The organism is Rhodococcus sp. BUPNP1, assembly GCF_002215235.1.
In the GTDB taxonomy this organism is placed as follows: domain Bacteria; phylum Actinomycetota; class Actinomycetes; order Mycobacteriales; family Mycobacteriaceae; genus Rhodococcus.
Genome location: NZ_NERM01000006.1, coordinates 240,002 through 256,471 on the forward strand (window position 1 = coordinate 240,002; position 16,470 = coordinate 256,471).

The following is a 16,470-nucleotide window of genomic DNA, read 5'->3' on the forward strand; positions in this document are numbered from 1 at the left end:
ACGCGAACCGTGCGGCACCACCGGCCGCGTCGCTGCCGAGGGAATCCGTGCCGACCATGAATTCGAATGCGATCGCCTCGGGTTCGGAACGACCGAACTGCTCGTAGGCAGATCGACGATCGTTGCGGATACAGGTCTGTGGAAATTCGGTGATGTCACACTCGCGACGTTCCGATGCTCGGGGCGGGCCATGATGACGGTCGTTACCCGATCGCGCGTCTCGACGCGGATCGATTCGTACTTCGTCATGTCCGTCCTCCCCCGCTCAACAGCATCGGCTTCCCGGGTTCGCGTCGGCCGCGGCGTGCCGCTCCCGCCAGTAGTCGCGTTCGCTCAGCGGTGGTCGATCGGGATGCTGCCGGCGGTGCAGTTCGACGTACCGCGCGTAGTCGTGGTCGCCCATGACGGCACCGATCCACCACCACGCGCGGCGCAGCACGGCGATCACGACGGCCCTCCGTCCCCGTGGTGCGAGGCATGGGTGTGCGCGGCACCCGGAGCCCGGACCTTGCCCGACGCGATCAGCTCGTCCCACTCCTTCTGCAGTTCCCGCTCGGCCGGTGTGGGCACGAAACCGGCGGGCGCGAAGATCTTCGACGGGACGTCGGGTGTCTCGGTGGTGGGCATACCTCCGGCGCGGATCGATCTGATGCACACCACCACCCCGGCCACGACGACGATCAACACGAGGCCCGCGAACACGATCGACAGTGTGCCCTGGATGAACGTGTTGCGGATGACGGCATCGATCTCGTCGACCGTCTTCGCCGAACCGAATGTGGTTGCGCCGGAGTTCTTCGCGTCGACGAAGGCCCGGTGTTGGGCCCAGTACCCGACCGCGCGGTCGCCGGAGAAGATCTTCTGCCACGACGCCGTCATCGTCACGATCAGATCCCACACCAACGGCACACCTGGGATCCAGGCCCACTTCACCAATCCCTTCTTCACGACGATGGTGAGCACGACCGTCAGGGCGATCGCGGCGAGCAACTGGTTGGCGATGCCGAACAGCGGGAAGAGGGTGTTGATGCCACCGAGCGGGTCGGTGACGCCCATCAGCAGGATCGCACCCCACAGGCCGACGACCACGGCGGAGCACAGCCACGCACCGGGACGCCAGGACGGATCCTTGAAGCGACGGGCCGGGCCACCGAAGTTGCCGAGCGAATCCGAGAGCATGAACCGCGCGACACGCGTTCCTGCGTCGACGGTCGTGAGGATGAACAGCGCCTCGAACATGATTGCGAAGTGGTACCAGAACGATTTGAGGCTGTCGCCGCCGAACAGGTCGCTGAGTACCTGGGACATGCCGAACGCGAGCGTCGGTGCGCCACCCGTACGGGAGATGATCGACTCCTCCCCCACGCCCTCCGCGGCGGCGGAGATCTGCTCGGGCGTGATGTCCGGCGATCCCAGTCCGAGACCGTTGACGTAGGCGGCGGCGGTTTCCGGGGTGCCTCCGGTGACGGCGACGGGAGCGTTGAGCGTGAAGTACAGGTGCTGGTCGATGATGCACGCGGTGACCAGCGCCATGATCGCGACGAACGACTCGGTGAGCATGCCACCGTAGCCGATGAGCCGGATCTGCTTCTCCTTCTCGATCAGCTTCGGAGTGGTCCCCGAGGAGATCAGCGCGTGGAATCCCGAGAGCGCACCGCACGCGATGGTGATGAACAGGAACGGGAACAGCGATCCCGCGAACGCCGGACCGTCGCCGTCGATCGCGAACGACGTGATGTCGGGCATCTCCAGACTCGGGCGTGCGATGAGGATCCCGATGGCGAGCAGGACGATCGTGCCGACCTTCATGAAGGTCGACAGATAGTCGCGCGGGGCGAGCAGCAGCCAGACCGGCAACACCGACGCCGCGAATCCGTAGGCGATCATCAGCCACGAGATCGTCACCGGTGAGAGGGTGAACCAGTCGGCGCCCCAGTCGGTCTCGGCGACCCAGCCACCCGCGATGATCGCGACGAGCAACAGCACGACGCCGATCAGCGACACCTCCGCGACCTTGCCGGGACGCAGATACCGGAGGTAGACCCCCATGAACAGCGCGATGGGGATGGTCATCGCGATGGAGAACAGACCCCACGGGCTGTCGGCGAGCGCGTTCACAACCACCAGCGCGAGCACCGCGATGAGGATGATCATGATGACGAAGACCGCGATGAGTGCCGCGACACCACCGATCGGCCCGAGTTCCTCACGAGCCATCTGACCGAGGCTGCGTCCGCGGCGGCGCGACGAGATCCACAGGACGAGGAAGTCCTGGACCGCCCCCGCGAAGACCACACCGACGATGATCCAGATCGTGCCGGGCAGATAACCCATCTGCGCAGCGAGAACCGGACCGACGAGGGGGCCGGCGCCGGCGATGGCGGCGAAGTGGTGGCCGAACAACACCCGACGGTCGGTCGGCATGTAGTCCTTGCCGTTCTCCAGTTCCTCGGCGGGTGTCGCACGATCGTCGCGCGGCTGCACGATCCTGCGCTCGATGAACTTCGCGTAGAAGCGATAGGCGACGAGATAGGTGCAGACCGCAGCGATGACGAACCAGACGGCGTTGATCTCCTCGCCGCGTACCAGCGCGATGATCGACCAGGCGACCGCCCCCAGAATCGCGAGTACGAGAAAGACGATCCGCGCGGTGGGTGATATCGGTGTCCGGTCGACGACACCGACCGGTGGAAGATCGGGGTCGGTCCGGAGATATTCCACTTCGCTGCTGGTCGGCGGCGCCGGGTCCACGGCCATATCGGCTCCTCACCAGGCTCGCCGCGGATCCGCGGAGGTCGCGACGGGCCTCGAACGTGCTCGAATCTCGACCAGCGTCACGCTACCCGCGCGCGTCGATGAAGGAACCGGAATCGATCAGCCGCGTGCGGCGATCCTGGCTTGCACCTCGGGCCGACGCAGCGGTGGAACCGTCGGCGGTGGCTGCCGCCGTTCGGGAAGGGACTCGAGCAGTCTCGTCGTCGTTGCGGTCACTTCGGCGACGGCCTGTTCGAACGGCTCCCGGGTGGCGTCGGAGAGTTTGTGGATCCCGCTGACCTTACGGACGTACTGCCGCGCGGCCGCCTCGATCTCCTCGGCGGTCGCAGCCGGCTCGAGTCCGCGCAGCTCCGTGATGTTCCGGCACATGCTTCGAGGGTAGACGCCGCTCGAGGGCCGGACCATACAGTGCCGAACAGAACATCCGCGCGCCCGCCGTCCACCCGCTACCGCAATTGCTGCAGCGGATGACGAACGGGCGCGCGGATGTGAAGGGGTGGATCAGACGCGTTCGATGATGGTCACGTTGGCGGTGCCGCCACCCTCGCAGATGGTGAGCAGGCCGTAGCGGCCACCGGTGCGCTCGAGCTCGTTGAGCAGCGTCGCCATCAGCTTGGTGCCGGTCGCGCCGAGCGGGTGGCCGAGGGCGATCGCCCCGCCGTTGACGTTGACCTTCGACGGGTCGGCGCCGATCTCCTTGATCCACGCCAGGACGACGGGGGCGAAGGCCTCGTTGATCTCGATGAGATCGATGTCGTCGATCGTCAGACCGGTCTTCTCGAGGGCGTACTGCGTCGCCGGGATGGGAGCGGTGAGCATGAAGATCGGGTCGTCGCCGCGGGCGCTGAGGTGGTGGATGCGCGCGCGGGGCTTCAATCCGTACTTCTTCACGGCCTCGTCGGAGGCGAGCAGCACCGCGGACGCACCGTCGGAGATCTGGCTGGCGACGGCGGCGGTGAGACGACCACCCTCGACGAGCGGCTGCAGCGACGCCATCTTCTCGAGGCTGGTCTCGCGCGGGCCCTCGTCGACGGCCGCATCACCGAGCGGCACGATCTCGTTCTCGAAGCGTCCCTCGGCGATGGCAGCCTTGGCGCGCTCGTGGCTCTGCAGCGCCCACTTCTCGAGTTCCTCGCGGCTGAGGTCCCACTTCTCGGCGATCATCTCGGCGCCCTTGAACTGCGAGACCTCGTCGCTGCCGTAGCGCTCGGTCCAGCCGGTCGACCCGCCGAAGGGGGTGTCGAAGCCGTACTGCTGTCCGACGATCATGGCTGCGGAGATCGGGATCTGCGTCATGTTCTGCACGCCGCCGGCGACGATGAGGTCGGCGGTGTTGCTGAGGATCGCCTGGGCGCCGAAGTGCAGGGCCTGCTGGCTCGACCCGCACTGACGGTCGACGGTCACGCCGGGTACGTGCTGCGGGTAACCGGCGGCCAGCCACGCGGTGCGGGCGATGTTGCCGGCCTGGCCGCCGATGGCGTCGACGCAACCGAACACCACGTCGTCGACGTCGGCGGGGTCGATGCCCGTGCGCTCGACGAGCGCCTTGATCACGTGCGCGCCCAGGTCGGCCGGGTGCACGTCCGCGAGCCCACCCTTCTTCTTGCCGATGGGGGTGCGCACCGCGTCGACGATGTAGGCCTCGGTCATGATGTCTCCTTAGGAAGAATTCTGGTTCGACAGTCCGTCGAGAACGATGGAAAGGTATTGCTGGGCAACCTGGTCGATGCTGAGCGCGCCCCCCGGGCGGTACCAGCGGACCGCGACCCAGACCGTGTCGCGCAGGAACCGGAAGACGAGTTCGACGTCGAGATCCGGACGGAAGGAACCGTCGGCGACGCCGCGTTCGATCACGCCCACCCACAGGTCGCGGAACTCGATGTTGAGTTCACCGATGTAGGCGAAGCGGTCGCCTTCGAGATGCTTGGCCTCACCCTGGTAGATGGCGACGGCGGCGTGCGACCGGTCGATCGCCTCGTAGGAGGTCGTCACCAGCGCTGCGAGCGTGTCACGCGACGGCAGGTCGGACGCGACGATCTTGCGGTAGCTGTCGAACAGGTCGCCGAGGAATGCGCGCAGGATCTCGTCGACCATCGACTCCTTCGAATCGAAATGGTGGTAGAGGCTGCCGGAAAGGATGCCGGCGGCATCGGCGATGTCGCGCACGGTCGTGGCCCGCACACCGCGCGACGCGAACAGGTCGGCTGCGATGTCGAGCAGTTCCGCGCGGCGTCCGGACTTGCTGGAGGTGTCGTCGCGTGAGGGAGTCATGACGGACATCCTTTCAAGCCGACCGAGGGCGGGGTCATGCGCGCTGCGAGGAGACCGACACGACCTCGCCGGTCAGATAGGTCGTGTAGTCGCTGGCGAGCATCGCGATGGTCGCCGCGACCTCCCAGACCTCGGCGGCGCGGCCGTAGGCCTCACCGGCGGCGAGGTTGTCGAGCAGTTCCTCGCTGGTGACCTTCGCGAGGAAGGGGTGCCGGGCGATGGACGGGGCGACGGCGTTGATGCGCACGCCGTATTCGGCGGCCTCGATCGCGGAGCAGCGGGTCAAGGCCATGACGCCGGCCTTCGCCGCCGCGTAGTGCGCCTGCGAGTGCTGCGCGCGCCAGCCGAGGACCGACGCGTTGTTGACGAGCACTCCGTTGTGGTCGACCGAACGGAAGTAGCGCAGCGCGGCGCGGGTCGCGCGGAAGGTGCTGGTGAGGGTGATGTCGAGGACGCGATCCCATTCCTCGTCGGTCATCTCGACGACGGGCGTCTCCCCGCCGAGTCCGGCGTTGTTGACGAGCACGTCGATGCGGCCGAGCTGGTCGGCGGCGCCGGCGATGAGGGCGTCGACCTGCTCGGTGGACGACACGTCGCACACGATCGTCGCGACCTGCTGTTCGGGGAACTCGGCCGCGAGCTTCTCCGCGGACTCGCCGAGCCGGCGCTCGTGGAAGTCGGAGACGAGCACGTCGGCGCCCTCGAGCAGCGCGCGGCGCGCGGTGGCGAATCCGATGCCGGTGCCGGCGGCGGCGGTGACCACGACCTTCTTGTCGCGGAGCAGGCCGTGGCCGGGGGTCTCGACCGGCGGGGTCGCGAGCGGGGATGCGGGGCGGGGTGAAGCGGTCACGGACGTGCCTCCCGGGGAAGGCCGAGCACGCGCTCGGCGATGATGTTGCGCTGGATCTCGTTGGATCCGCCGTAGATGGTGTCGGCGCGGGTGAACAGGAACAGCCGCTGCCACTCTGCGAGCTCGAGATGCTCGGGATCGGTGATCTCGGAGGGATTTCCGGCATGGTCGTGATCGGGGCCGACGAGCGACGACGCACCCTGCACGTCCATGGCGAGCTGACCCAGATCGCGATGCCAGTTCGCCCACAGCAGTTTCGCGACCGACGCCTGACCAGGGTCGGCGTCGCCGAGGGTACGCAGGGCGTGGGCGCGCATGACCCGCAGTCCGATCCGCGCGCGGGCGATGCGCTCGCGGAGGTGCGGATCGTCGATCGCACCGTTGCTCTCGGCGACGGAGACGATGCCGTCGAGTTCGCGGGCGAAGCCGATCTGCTGCCCGAGGGTGGAGACGCCGCGTTCGAAGGTCAGCAGACCCATCGCGACCTTCCATCCGTCGCCGGGGGCACCGACGACGAGGTCGGCGTCGGTGACGGCGTCGTCGAAGAAGACCTCGTTGAACTCGGAGGTGCCGGTGAGCTGCTGGATGGGCCGCACCGTGACGCCGGGCTGGTCGAGGGGTACGAGCAGGAAGCTCAGGCCGTGATGACGGCTCGAACCGGGTTCGGTCCGCGCGACGACGAAGGCCCACTGTGCGACGTGTGCGAGCGACGTCCAGACCTTCTGGCCGTTGATCACCCACTTGTCGCCCTCGAGGCGGGCGGTGGTGGAGACGTTGGCGAGGTCGGAGCCGGCTCCCGGTTCCGAGTAGCCCTGCGCCCACAGTTCAGTGACGTTGCGGATGCCGGGCAGGAAGCGCTGCCTCTGCTCCTCGGTCCCGAACGCGATGAGGGTGGGCCCGAGCAGTTCCTCACCGAGGTGGTTGACGCGCGCGGGGGCGTTCGCCTTCGCGTACTCCTCGTGGAAGATCACGCGCTGATCCATGCTCGCGCCGCGACCGCCGTACTCGGTGGGCCAGCCGATGCAGGTCCATCCGGCAGCGGCCAGATGCCGGTCCCACGCGAGTCGCTGTTCGAAGAACTCGTGTTCGCTTCCGGGTCCGCCCTTGCCCCTGAGCTCGGCGAACTCGCCGGTCAGGTTGTCTTCGAGCCACTGCCGAACGGTGGCTGCGAACTCCGCATTTTCCTGGCTCTCGCTCTCGTGCACATCCGTACGATAACCTACCAAGCAATTGCTAGGTAGGGAGCTCTGTGAACACACGACCGAGAACCACTCCGGCCGCACTCGTACGTGCCGCCGACACCTGGCCGGACCTGCTCGCGATCGCCGACGGCGACACCCGGCTGACCTTCGCACAACTGCGCGACCACGTCCGCGATTTCGCCGCGGCGCTCGTCGCCCGCGGCGTCGAACGCGGTGCGCGCGTCGTCATCTGGTCGCCCAACACGTTCCACTGGGTGATCGCGGCCCTGGGCGCGCACTGGGCCGGCGGTGTCGTCGTACCCCTCAACACCCGCTACACCGGAAGCGAGGCCGCCGACGTCGTCGAGCGCGTCCGCCCCGAGGCTCTCGTCGTGGTCGGCGAGTTCCTCGGCAGCAACCGGTACACCGAACTGAGCAAGGCCGCGCCGGAACTGTCGATCCCGACGACCGTGCGGGTCCCGCTGGGCGGGAACGACGCGCCGACCGACGGGGTCGTCGAGTGGGCGGACTTCCTGTCCTCCGCCACCGACGCCGCCCGCACCGAAGCCGACGCGCGCGCCGCGGCCGTGACCCCCGACGACGTCTCCGACATCCTGTTCACCTCGGGCACGACCGGCCGCAGCAAGGGCGTGCTCAGCGCCCACCGTCAGTGCATCGGTGTCGCGCAGGCGTGGGCTGAGTGCGCCGAACTGACGACCGACGACAACTACCTGATCATCAACCCGTTCTTCCACAGCTTCGGGTACAAGGCCGGTTTCGTCGCCGCACTGCTCGAGGGCTCCACCGTCATCCCCCTCGCGACCTTCGACGTGGAGAAGGTCATGGCGATGGTCGCGGCCGAGCGCATCAGCGTGCTCCCGGGCGCCCCGACGATCTACCAGTCCATCCTCGACCACCCGCGTCGCGGCGAGTACGACCTGAGCAACCTGCGCATCGCCGTCACCGGCGCCGCACCCGTGCCCGTCTCCCTCGTCGAACGCATGCAGAACGAACTGAGCTTCGACGCGGTGCTCACCGCCTACGGGCAGACCGAGGCGGTCGTCGCGACGATGTGCCGCACCGACGACGATCCCGTCACCGTCTCCACTTCGTCCGGACGCGCCACCGCCGAGTTCGAGGTGCGCATCGGCGACAAGGGTGAGATCCTGCTGCGCGGCCCGAACGTCATGCTCGGTTATCTCGACGATCCCGAGGCCACCGCCAAGACCGTCGACGAGGACGGATGGCTGCACACCGGTGACGTCGGAACCCTCGACGAGCGCGGCTATCTCGACATCACCGACCGCCTCAAGGACATGTACATCAGCGGCGGATTCAACGTCTATCCGGCGGAGGTCGAAGCGGCACTGCTGCGTCTGCCGGGAGTCCACGAGGTCGCGGTGATCGGTGTCCCCGACGAGCGCATGGGTGAGGTCGGCCGGGCGTTCGTGGTCCCGCTGGACGGACATCCGCTCACCGAGGACGACGTGATCGCGTATGCCCGAGAGAAACTCGCCAACTTCAAAGCGCCGCGATCGGTTCGGTTCGTCGATGCGCTACCCCGAAATCCGTCCGGCAAGGTACTGAAGAACGTTCTGCGTGAGGAGAAGTCATGACCGTCCCGTTCGAGCCCGATGTCGTCACCTACGAGGTGCGCGACGGCGTCGCGATCGTCACTCTCAACCGACCCGACTACCGCAACGCCCAGAACTCGGTCATGACCTACGCGCTCGACGCCGCCTTCGAGAGGGCCGTCGAGGACGACGAGGTCAAGGTGATCGTGCTGGCCGGCAACGGCAAGCACTTCTCCGCCGGCCACGATCTGGGCACCCCGGGCCGCGACCACCACGTCCACTACGACAACAAGGCCGTGATGTGGTGGGACCACGTCGACAAGCCCGGCGGCGACCAGCGCTACGCCCGTGAGATGGAGGTCTACCTGGGGATGTGCCGCCGCTGGCGCGAGATCCCCAAGCCCACCATCGCGTCGGTGCAGGGCGCCTGCATCGCCGGCGGTCTCATGCTGGCGTGGGTGTGCGACCTGATCGTCGCGTCCGAGGACGCCTTCTTCTCCGATCCCGTGGTGCGCATGGGCATCCCGGGTGTCGAGTACTTCGCGCACCCGTGGATCCTCGGAACGCGCTTCGCGAAGGAGATCCTCTACACCGGCGACCGTTTCAGTGCCCAGCGCGCCTACGAGGTGGGCATGGTCAGCCGCGTCGTGCCGCGTGAGGAACTCGAGAACGAGACCCTCGCCCTCGCCGCCCGCATCGCGGAGATGCCGCGCTTCGGTCTCGCGCTCACCAAGCGCGCCGTCAACCAGTGCGAGGACCAGATGGGCATGCGCAACGGCATGGACTCGGTCTTCGGCCTGCACCACTTCGCACACGCGCACAACGCCGAGGTCGGAGCCGACTCGCTCGGCGGCATGAACGCCAAGTCGATGGCCGCGAGCGCCCGTCCGGTGGAAGGGGCGAAGTAGTGGATCTGCAGCTCGACGACACCACCCTCGCGTTCCGCGACGAGGTACGCGCCTTCCTCGCCGAGAACGTCCCCAAGACGCCGCTGAAGTCGATGGACACGGCCGAGGGCTTCGAAGAACACCGGCAGTGGGAGCGGACCCTCGCCGATGCACGCCTGTCGGTCGTCTCCTGGCCCGAGGAACTCGGCGGCCGCGACGCGACCCTCGAGCAGTGGGTCGTGTTCGAGGAGGAGTACTACCGCGCCGGTGCACCCGGCCGGGTGAGCCAGAACGGCATCTTCCTGCTCGCCCCCACCCTGTTCGAGCACGCCCACCCCGAGCAGCTCGCCCGCATCATGCCGCGCATGGCCCGGGCCGACGACATCTGGGCCCAGGCCTGGTCGGAACCCGAGTCCGGCTCCGACCTCGCGTCGCTGCGCTCTACCGCCACGAAGGTCGACGGCGGCTGGCTGCTCAACGGCCAGAAGACGTGGAGCTCGCGGGCGTCCTACGCCGACATGGGCTTCGGTCTGTTCCGCTCCGACCCGGAGGCCCAGCGGCACAAGGGCATCACCTACTTCATGTTCGATCTGCGGGCCGAGGGCGTCACCGTGCGACCGATCCCGCAGCTCGACGGTGAGCCGGGCTTCGCGGAGATCTTCCTCGAGGACGTCTTCGTCCCCGACGACCCGGAGCGTCCCGGTGAGTCCGGTGTGATCGGTGCGGTGAACGAGGGATGGCGGGTCGCGATGAGCACCGCCTCCAACGAGCGCGGTCTGTCGCTGCGTGCGCCGGGCCGTTTCCTGGCGGCCACCGACCGGCTGCTGCGCGCCTACGGCGAATCCGACCTCCACGGCGACACCGCGCTGCGCAACCGCGTCGCCGACGCGTGGATCGGGGCCCGCGCCTACGAGCTGTCGACCTGGGCGACCGTCACGCGCCTGACCGCAGGCGGGCAGCTCGGCGCCGAATCGTCGATCAACAAGGTGTTCTGGTCCGAGTGGGACATCGCCGCGCACGAGACGGCGCTCGACCTGCAAGGCGCGGACGCCGAACTCGTCGACGGCTGGACCGACGGTTATCTGTTCTCGCTGTCGGGCCCGATCTACGCCGGTACCAACGAAATCCAGAAGAACGTCATCGCCGAGCGGCTGCTCGGCCTTCCGAGGGGTGATCGATGAGATTCGCACTCGACGAGTCCCATGAGGACTTCGCGTCCAGTATCGACGCCCTGCTCACCAAGTCGGACATGCCGCAGGTGATCCGTGCATGGAACAGCGGCGACACGGCACCGGGTCTGCAGGTGTGGGAGCGACTGGCCGAGACCGGCGTCAACGGTCTGCTCGTCGCCGAGGAGCACGACGGCCTCGGGGCCGACGCGGTCGACCTCGTCGTCGCCGTCGAACAGCTCGGCCGCCACGCCGTACCCGGCCCGGTGGTCGAAACCGTCGCGGTGGCACCGGTTCTGCTCGCCGCCGTGGCACCCGAGCGTCTCGGTCCTCTTGCCGCCGGCTCGCTCGCCACCGTCGCGATGCTCCCCCACGCGCCGTACGCGGTCGACGCGCACGTCGCCGACCTCGCGCTGCACGTGGCCGGCGGCACCGTTTCGGTCGGCACCGCCGGAGACACGCGCGAGTCGGTCGATCGGTCGCGCACGCTCGCCTCGCTCACCGTCGGCGAGTCGCTCGGATCCGCCGATACCGCTGCGGCTTTCGACATCGGTGTCCTCGCGTCCGCAGCTCAGCTCCAGGGCCTGGGCCGGACCCTGCTCGACACCACCGTCGAGTACGCGCAGCAACGCAAGCAGTTCGGTCGCGCGATCGGCTCCTTCCAGGCGGTCAAGCACCATCTCGCCGAGGTGGCGGTCGCGCTGGAGATGGCACGTCCGCTGCTGCACGGCGCGGCCATCGCCGTCCGCGACGAGCTGTCCACCGCGTCCCGGGATGTCTCGGCCGCGAAGGTCGCGTGCGGCGACGCCGCCTATCTCGCCGCGCGTACGGCCCTGCAGGTGCACGGCGCCATCGGCTACACCCAGGAATACGATCTGTCGCTGTGGATCACGAAGGTCCGCGCGCTCGTCACCGCGTGGGGCACCCCCGACGAGCACCGGGCACGCGTGGTCGCGGCACTCGAGAGCGAGGCGTCGTGACGTTCGAGACGGAAGAGCGCGCCGCACTGCGGGACTCGGTGCGCACCCTGCTCGCCAAGCACTCCGATTCGGCTGCCGTCCGGCGGGCGATCACCACCGCAGGCGGGTACGACGACGAACTGTGGACGATGCTCGTCGAACAGGTCGGGGTCGCGGCCCTCGCCGTTCCCGAGGAATACGACGGTGTGGGCGCCTCGTGGGTCGAGACCCACGTGGTGCTCGAGGAACTCGGCCGCACGCTCACGCCGTCGCCGTTCCTGGGGTCGGCGGTGCTCGCGGCGCAGACCGTGCTGCTGTCCGGTGACGCCGACGCGGCGGCGCGTCTGCTCCCTGGTATCGCGGCCGGTGAGGTCGTCGCGGTGTGCTGGGCGTCGGCCGCCGGCTGGCAGCGTCCCGGCGTGAGCGCCGAGGGCGACGTGCTGACCGGGACCGCGCACTACGTGCTCGGCGGCGACATCGCGTCCACCCTGCTCGTGCTCGCCGCCGACGGTGACACGGTCGGCCTGTTCGAGGTCGATCCGGAGACCGACGGGGTGTCGCGGCGCCGCGTGCCCACGATGGATCCCACGCGTTCCCTCGCGGAGGTGTCGTTCTCGGCGGTGACCGGTCGTCGCCTGGCGTCGTCCGACGATCTCGTCGACCGGTTGCGGGCGTCCGCGGCGATCGCCCTGTCGGCCGAGCAGGTGGGCGCCGCGCAGGCCGTGCTCGACCTGACCGTCGACTACGCGAAGAACCGCAAGCAGTTCGGTCGCGCGATCGGGTCGTTCCAGGCGCTCAAGCACCGCATGGCCGACATGTACGCGCTCGTGGAGACGGCGCGGTCGATGTCGTATGCGGCTGCGTTGTCGCAGGATCCGCAGGACGCGTACGCGGCGAAGATCTACTGTTCGGAGGCCTTCCAGCAGGTCGCGTCGGAGGCCGTGCAACTGCACGGCGGGATCGCGATCACCTGGGAGCACGACGCGCAGTTGTTCTTCAAGCGGGCGCACGGCAGCGCCCAGTTGTTCGGGCAACCGCGCGAATACCTGAGCGCGGTCTCCGCCTGAGCAATATCGTCGGCGGCGATCCCTGCGAAAGATCGGTGATGCGCCTCCTCGACTCCTCGGTTCCACTTCCCGTTCGTCCCCGCCGCGTCCTCGTGGCGGGGACGTCCGGTTCCGGCAAGACGACCCTCGCCGCGAGGATCGGGGAGATCCTCGACCTTCCGCACGTCGAGATCGACGGGCTCCATCACGGTCCGAACTGGACGCCGCGTCCGTCCTTCCGCGACGACGTCGAGGAGTTCACCGCGCAGTCTCGCTGGGTGACGGAGTGGCAGTACACCGCGGTGCGGCCGCTGCTCGTCGAGCGCGCCGACCTGATGGTGTGGCTCGACCTGCCGCGGAGCACGGTGATGCGCCAGGTGGTGTGGCGGACGCTGCGACGCCGGGTGCGCCGGGAAGAACTGTGGAACGGCAACATCGAACCGCCCCTGCACACCTTCTTCCGCGATCACGACCACATCGTGCGCTGGGCGTGGCGCACCCACGGCGGGTATCGCGACCGCGTCCTCACCGCGCTCGCCGAGCGTCCCGAGCTGCCGGTCGTGCGGCTGACGAGCCGCCGGGAGGTCGAGGCGTGGGCGGCGCTGCTCGCGTCCCGTCCCCCGAGGTCCGGCGGATGAACTCGACGCCCGCCTCGACGCCCGCGGGCCGGAGAACACCTGATCGTCCGGGATTCCTCGCGCCCACCGCGGCGGCTCGCTAACGTCGGAGAGATGACACCTCCCACGATCACGCTGAATTCCGGAACGACGATCCCGCAGCTGGGCCTGGGAGTCTGGCAGGCCACCAACGACGAGACCGAACACGCGGTCCGATACGCGATCGACGAGGCCGGTTACCGGCACATCGACACGGCCGCGGCCTACGGCAACGAGGAAGGCGTCGGGCGCGCGCTCGCCGCGTCGTCGGTGCCGCGCGAGGACATCTTCGTCACCACCAAGCTGTGGAACTCCGATCAGGGTTACGAGCCGGCGCTGAAGGCCTTCGACACGAGCCTGAAGAAGCTGGGCACCGAGTACGTCGACCTGTACCTGATCCACTGGCCGCTGCAGGACCGCGAACGGATCCTGCGCACCTGGGACGCCCTCGAGAAGATCGCCGAGTCCGGGCGTGCGAAGGCGGTCGGAGTGTGCAACTTCGAACCGCACCACCTGCAGTTGCTGGTCGATCGCGGCGGGCTGCTGCCGGCGGTGGACCAGGTGGAGTTGCATCCGCACCTGTCGCAACAGGAGATCCGCCGGTTCGCGTCCGAACACGGCATCGCCGTGGAGTCGTGGAGCCCGCTCGGAGGCACGAGCAACTCGGGCTGGGGTCCGAACTCGAAGCCGAACACCCTGCTCGTCGACCCGATCGTCACCCGCATCGCCGACCGTCACAGCAAGTCGGCCGCGCAGGTGCTGATTCGCTGGCATCTGCAGAACGGGCTGATCGTCATCCCGAAGTCGGTGCACGAGCAGCGCATCTCCCAGAACATCGACGTCTTCGACTTCGAACTCGACGAGCTCGACCTCAGCGAACTCGACACGCTCGACGACGGCACGCGGGTGGGCGCGCATCCCGACGAGATGAATATCGGCGCCCCCGCCTGATCCCTTCCCTCCGGAACTGGAACGTGTTCTCATTGTCGGGGTACGCACGTCCGACTTCCGGAAGGCAGCGATGAGCGAGACGACGACGCATCTGGTGCTGGGCAAACCGGTCACGATGCCCGTGCAGGTCCGAACGGCCACGGCGTTCATGGGGATGTTCTCGGTTCCCGTGCGCCCCGCGCAGGAACTCGTCGCCCACACCGGGCTCGAGATCCTGCAGTACCGGCCGGGCCGCGGGATCTGCACGCTCGTCTTCGTGGACTACGTCGACGGGGACCTCGGCCCGTACAACGAGTTCGGGGTGTGCTTCCTCGTCCGCAACCATCACAACCGCGGCGACGGCATCGTCGGCGACTGGCGGAGTTTGGTCGGCGGGCAGGCCGGTGCACTCATCCACCACCTGCCCGTCGACGGAGACTTCACTCTCGCGGCGGGGCGCGGCATCTGGGGTTTCCCGAAGACCCTCGCCGACTTCGACGCCGACCACGACAGCAGCACCAAGCGCGGTTCGGTCTCCGCCGACGGAGCGCTGATCGCCGAACTGACCGTGGCGCCCGGACTCCCGGTGCCGGGCAAGGGTCTCGCCGCCTCGCTCGCTGCCTACTCGCACATCGACGACGTCACCCGGTGCACGACCTGGGAGATGAATCCGAGCGGGGTACGCACCCGGCTCGGCGGCGCGACCCTTCGGTTGGGGACGCATCCGATCGCCGACGAGCTGCGATCGCTCGGTCTGCCGCGACGCGCACTGGCCTCGTCGTCGATCCCCGATCTGCGGATGACCTTCGGCGACGCGACCGTCGTCTGACGATCCTCAGGACTCAGGAGAGCGCGCCCGAGACGGCGAGGACGATCACCGCGACACCCAGCAGGGTGTCGAGCACACCGCAGAACTCCGCCAGCGAGCGGGCGACCACGGTGTTCCGGCGGAAGTGGATGTAGTCCCACGCGGCGTGACCGAGCAGTCCGAACCCGACGATCACTCCCGCCGGGACGGGGGTGACCGTCACCGCGGCCACCGCGACGGCACCGAAACCCAGCATGGCCACGGCCGACGGCCTGACGAGCATCGCCCGGCCGGCCGGGGTGCGCACGAGTCCGTAGACGGCGCCGGCGGCACCGAGCGCGACCATCACGACGGTGATCTCGACCGGCACTCCGAACGCGACGACGGCGACCTTGCCGACGCCGATCAGCGCGACGGCGCCGAGGAACAGGGGCCAGGCCGCGCTGCGACGGCCCAGTACGGCGGCACCGAGATAAACCAGTGCCGCGCCGATGAGGATCGCCGGGAAATCGGTGCCCCCGTCCGCAAGGACGAACGCGGCGAGGGCGACTGCGACGAGGCTCGGCCACCGGCGCAGCACCCCTCGTAGCAGCGTCTTCGGGTCGATGCCGGTCGCAGGTCGATCGACGGGGACGGTGGTGATGTCGGAGCTCGTCATGAGGATCCGCCCTAAGTTGAACAGTGATGTTCGAGTTGATAGCCAGCGTAACCTGAACATCAGTGTTCGACAAGAGGAGGATCCGTGACCACCCACGAGGCATTCCCCCGTCCCGAATCCCCCCGTCCCGAATCCCCCCGTGCCAGGAAACGTGCGGACGCCGAGCGGAACATCGAGGCGATCCTCCACGCCGCGCGCATTGCGCTGAGCCGTGATCCCGACGCGAGCATCGGGGAGATCGCCAAGGCCGCCGGCGTCGGGCGTGTCACGCTCTACGGCCACTTCCCCACTCGCGCAGAACTCGTCACCGCCGTGGTGCAGCGCGCGCTCGCCGAGGCGGAGGAGACCGTGGACCGCATCGACCTCACGGGCGACCCCCGCGACGCCCTGCACCGCCTCATCGCGGGTTCGTGGTCGCTGACCGCCGACGCGGGGGCACTGCTCGCCGCCGCCGAACAAGCACTTCCCGCCGAGGACGTCCGCGCCGCCCACGACGGCCTGCTCGCACGCGCAACCGCCCTCATCGAGCGCGGTCGCGCCGAAGGGGCGTTCCGCACCGACCTGTCGTCGTCCTGGCTGGCGTCGGTCCTGCACAGCCTGGTTCATTGTGCCGCAACCGAAGTCGCGGCAGGACGGTTGTCGGCGGAGGACGCCGCCGACTACATCGCCGCAACGGCCCTGTCGTCGTTCACCCCGCCCGGCTGAG

At 68.5% G+C, this 16,470-nt stretch carries 17 protein-coding genes; 9 read left to right on the forward strand and 8 right to left on the reverse strand.

Annotation, left to right across the window (positions count from 1 at the left end):
* Nucleotides 1-265: 265 nt before the first annotated feature.
* The 7 genes from B9C99_RS08715 to B9C99_RS08745 form a co-directional block, all read right to left on the reverse strand.
* On the reverse strand, nucleotides 266-445 hold the full coding sequence (locus B9C99_RS08715) for a YbdD/YjiX family protein (RefSeq protein WP_085989398.1): 180 nt from the start codon (nucleotides 443-445) through the stop codon (nucleotides 266-268).
* The gene (locus B9C99_RS08720) at nucleotides 445-2,757 is read right to left on the reverse strand and encodes a carbon starvation CstA family protein (protein ID WP_088897581.1); all 2,313 of its coding nucleotides are present in this window, start codon (nucleotides 2,755-2,757) and stop codon (nucleotides 445-447) included. The genes B9C99_RS08715 and B9C99_RS08720 overlap by 1 nt, the downstream gene beginning before the upstream one ends.
* Nucleotides 2,758-2,874: 117 nt before the next feature.
* Nucleotides 2,875-3,144 (reverse strand): DUF2277 domain-containing protein, encoded by a 270-nt coding sequence (locus B9C99_RS08725; protein WP_016694715.1) that lies wholly within the window; start codon nucleotides 3,142-3,144, stop codon nucleotides 2,875-2,877.
* 132 nt (nucleotides 3,145-3,276) lie between these two features.
* Nucleotides 3,277-4,425 carry an acetyl-CoA C-acetyltransferase gene (locus tag B9C99_RS08730; RefSeq protein ID WP_088897582.1) on the reverse strand — a complete coding sequence of 383 codons (1,149 nt, stop codon included), beginning with the start codon at nucleotides 4,423-4,425 and terminating at the stop codon, nucleotides 3,277-3,279.
* 9 nt (nucleotides 4,426-4,434) lie between these two features.
* The gene (locus B9C99_RS08735) at nucleotides 4,435-5,046 is read right to left on the reverse strand and encodes a TetR/AcrR family transcriptional regulator (RefSeq protein ID WP_088897583.1); all 612 of its coding nucleotides are present in this window, start codon (nucleotides 5,044-5,046) and stop codon (nucleotides 4,435-4,437) included.
* A gap of 34 nt (nucleotides 5,047-5,080) precedes the next feature.
* Nucleotides 5,081-5,896, reverse strand: coding sequence for an SDR family oxidoreductase (locus B9C99_RS08740; RefSeq protein ID WP_088897584.1), 816 nt, complete (start codon nucleotides 5,894-5,896; stop codon nucleotides 5,081-5,083).
* The gene (locus tag B9C99_RS08745) at nucleotides 5,893-7,101 is read right to left on the reverse strand and encodes an acyl-CoA dehydrogenase family protein (RefSeq protein WP_088897585.1); all 1,209 of its coding nucleotides are present in this window, start codon (nucleotides 7,099-7,101) and stop codon (nucleotides 5,893-5,895) included. Before B9C99_RS08745 ends, B9C99_RS08740 begins: the two co-directional genes overlap by 4 nt.
* 44 nt (nucleotides 7,102-7,145) lie before the next feature.
* Between B9C99_RS08745 and B9C99_RS08750 the strand changes: the two genes are divergently transcribed.
* The 8 genes from B9C99_RS08750 to B9C99_RS08785 all read left to right on the forward strand — a co-directional run bounded on the left by B9C99_RS08750 (nucleotide 7,146) and on the right by B9C99_RS08785 (nucleotide 15,127).
* Nucleotides 7,146-8,693, forward strand: coding sequence for a FadD3 family acyl-CoA ligase (locus B9C99_RS08750; RefSeq protein WP_088897586.1), 1,548 nt, complete (start codon nucleotides 7,146-7,148; stop codon nucleotides 8,691-8,693).
* A complete protein-coding gene (locus tag B9C99_RS08755; RefSeq protein ID WP_019290144.1) occupies nucleotides 8,690-9,559 on the forward strand; it encodes an enoyl-CoA hydratase in 870 nt (289 codons plus the stop codon). Before B9C99_RS08750 ends, B9C99_RS08755 begins: the two co-directional genes overlap by 4 nt.
* Nucleotides 9,559-10,719 (forward strand): acyl-CoA dehydrogenase family protein, encoded by a 1,161-nt coding sequence (locus tag B9C99_RS08760; protein ID WP_088897587.1) that lies wholly within the window; start codon nucleotides 9,559-9,561, stop codon nucleotides 10,717-10,719. The genes B9C99_RS08755 and B9C99_RS08760 overlap by 1 nt, the downstream gene beginning before the upstream one ends.
* Nucleotides 10,716-11,687, forward strand: coding sequence for an acyl-CoA dehydrogenase family protein (locus tag B9C99_RS08765; RefSeq protein ID WP_088897588.1), 972 nt, complete (start codon nucleotides 10,716-10,718; stop codon nucleotides 11,685-11,687). Before B9C99_RS08760 ends, B9C99_RS08765 begins: the two co-directional genes overlap by 4 nt.
* Nucleotides 11,684-12,733, forward strand: coding sequence for an acyl-CoA dehydrogenase family protein (locus B9C99_RS08770; RefSeq protein WP_088897589.1), 1,050 nt, complete (start codon nucleotides 11,684-11,686; stop codon nucleotides 12,731-12,733). The genes B9C99_RS08765 and B9C99_RS08770 overlap by 4 nt, the downstream gene beginning before the upstream one ends.
* A 38-nt stretch (nucleotides 12,734-12,771) precedes the next feature.
* The gene (locus B9C99_RS08775; protein WP_088897590.1) at nucleotides 12,772-13,350 is read left to right on the forward strand and encodes an AAA family ATPase; all 579 of its coding nucleotides are present in this window, start codon (nucleotides 12,772-12,774) and stop codon (nucleotides 13,348-13,350) included.
* Nucleotides 13,351-13,443: 93 nt separating this feature from the next.
* Nucleotides 13,444-14,319: an aldo/keto reductase gene (locus B9C99_RS08780; RefSeq protein WP_088897591.1), complete on the forward strand. Its 876-nt coding sequence runs from the start codon at nucleotides 13,444-13,446 to the stop codon at nucleotides 14,317-14,319.
* A 70-nt stretch (nucleotides 14,320-14,389) separates the two neighbouring features.
* On the forward strand, nucleotides 14,390-15,127 hold the full coding sequence (locus B9C99_RS08785; protein WP_088897592.1) for an acetoacetate decarboxylase family protein: 738 nt from the start codon (nucleotides 14,390-14,392) through the stop codon (nucleotides 15,125-15,127).
* 13 nt (nucleotides 15,128-15,140) lie between these two features.
* On the opposite strand, the gene B9C99_RS08790 is transcribed toward B9C99_RS08785, so the two are convergent.
* Complete coding sequence (locus tag B9C99_RS08790) at nucleotides 15,141-15,764, reverse strand: hypothetical protein (RefSeq protein ID WP_088897593.1); 624 nt, start codon at nucleotides 15,762-15,764, stop codon at nucleotides 15,141-15,143.
* Between the two features lie 84 nt (nucleotides 15,765-15,848).
* Between B9C99_RS08790 and B9C99_RS08795 the strand changes: the two genes are divergently transcribed.
* Complete coding sequence (locus B9C99_RS08795) at nucleotides 15,849-16,469, forward strand: TetR/AcrR family transcriptional regulator (protein WP_088897594.1); 621 nt, start codon at nucleotides 15,849-15,851, stop codon at nucleotides 16,467-16,469.
* Nucleotide 16,470 lies beyond the last annotated feature (1 nt).

Excerpts from the sequence above, each read along its gene's own strand:
- B9C99_RS08785 (WP_088897592.1), top strand. The coding sequence starts at position 14,390 with ATGAGCGAGACGACGACGCATCTGGTGCTGGGCAAACCGGTCACGATG.
- B9C99_RS08765 (WP_088897588.1), top strand. The coding sequence starts at position 10,716 with ATGAGATTCGCACTCGACGAGTCCCATGAGGACTTCGCGTCCAGTATC.
- B9C99_RS08780 (WP_088897591.1), top strand. The coding sequence starts at position 13,444 with ATGACACCTCCCACGATCACGCTGAATTCCGGAACGACGATCCCGCAG.
- B9C99_RS08735 (WP_088897583.1), bottom strand. The coding sequence starts at position 5,046 with ATGACTCCCTCACGCGACGACACCTCCAGCAAGTCCGGACGCCGCGCG.
- B9C99_RS08720 (WP_088897581.1), bottom strand. The coding sequence starts at position 2,757 with ATGGCCGTGGACCCGGCGCCGCCGACCAGCAGCGAAGTGGAATATCTC.
- B9C99_RS08730 (WP_088897582.1), bottom strand. The coding sequence starts at position 4,425 with ATGACCGAGGCCTACATCGTCGACGCGGTGCGCACCCCCATCGGCAAG.
- B9C99_RS08725 (WP_016694715.1), bottom strand. The coding sequence starts at position 3,144 with ATGTGCCGGAACATCACGGAGCTGCGCGGACTCGAGCCGGCTGCGACC.
- B9C99_RS08790 (WP_088897593.1), bottom strand. The coding sequence starts at position 15,764 with ATGACGAGCTCCGACATCACCACCGTCCCCGTCGATCGACCTGCGACC.
- B9C99_RS08775 (WP_088897590.1), top strand. The coding sequence starts at position 12,772 with ATGCGCCTCCTCGACTCCTCGGTTCCACTTCCCGTTCGTCCCCGCCGC.
- B9C99_RS08755 (WP_019290144.1), top strand. The coding sequence starts at position 8,690 with ATGACCGTCCCGTTCGAGCCCGATGTCGTCACCTACGAGGTGCGCGAC.